Here is an 826-nt window from a genome sequence, read left to right as displayed (position 1 = left end):
AGCTGCATTTTGTAAAAGTGATCAGCGTTTACGTCAATTAATGATTGTCGGAACTTTTCTCTGGCTAATACACAATTATCTTGCAGGTTCTCCTACCGCTGTACTGATGGAGCTGCTGTTTCTTGGCAGCAATATTATCGGCTATTATCGTTATTATGGGATACATCTGAGTCTGTTGATTAAAAACAAGTCTATATGAATGCATATGTTAATACTTAAGTGACAAACACGATGAAAATGGAAGATTTTTGGTAAGGGATATTCATAAGGTCTAAATCACTATTAACTCTAAATCATTTTTGGACATTTCCGAGTTACGTGCGATCACACTTAGGAACCAACAAGTAGTTGGAGCAATACAATAACCACATGACCTGTAGTACATTAGTGGCATATGCGCTTGTATGCTTTTTAGGGAAATTCTTATGTACATCAGAAAGGTAACGATCAACAACTATCGCAGCTTCCGCTTTTTCGAAGCACAGCTCCAACAGCTAACAGTTGTCATTGGTGAAAACGATACTGGTAAGACGAACTTTTTCACCGCACTTTCGTTACCGTTGAGCGGCAACCAAATAGACTTCAACCAGAAGCGTTTGAGTGTTTCTGATATCAACAAAGATGCCGTTATCGGTTTTCTAAAGTCTGTTGTCAGTGATGACACTGAAGAGAATCAACTAAAAAAGATTCCTAAAGTATCAGTAACCGTTGAGTTCGCTGATCCTAAAGATGCTTATGAAACTGCACTGTTGGCTAAGTGGATTGTTGCTGATGGAGATGAAGAAACATACAAGATCAGATATGACTTTAAGCCTAAAGACGACAA

The 826-nt window shown here is 38.3% G+C and carries 2 protein-coding genes; both read left to right on the top strand.

The genetic code is table 11. The features are described from left to right. Positions 1-199: YgjV family protein (locus IQR33_RS34210; RefSeq protein ID WP_228014105.1), on the top strand; the 199-nt coding region annotated here is incomplete at its 5' end. 226 nt (positions 200-425) lie between these two features. After that, positions 426-826, top strand: a 401-nt coding sequence (locus tag IQR33_RS34205) for an ATP-binding protein (RefSeq protein ID WP_228014104.1), incomplete at its 3' end; no start/stop codon positions are given.

This window comes from Vibrio sp. OPT46, assembly GCF_015163535.1.
Lineage (GTDB): Bacteria > Pseudomonadota > Gammaproteobacteria > Enterobacterales > Vibrionaceae > Vibrio > Vibrio alginolyticus.
This window is presented reverse-complemented; position numbering and strand designations above follow the sequence as displayed.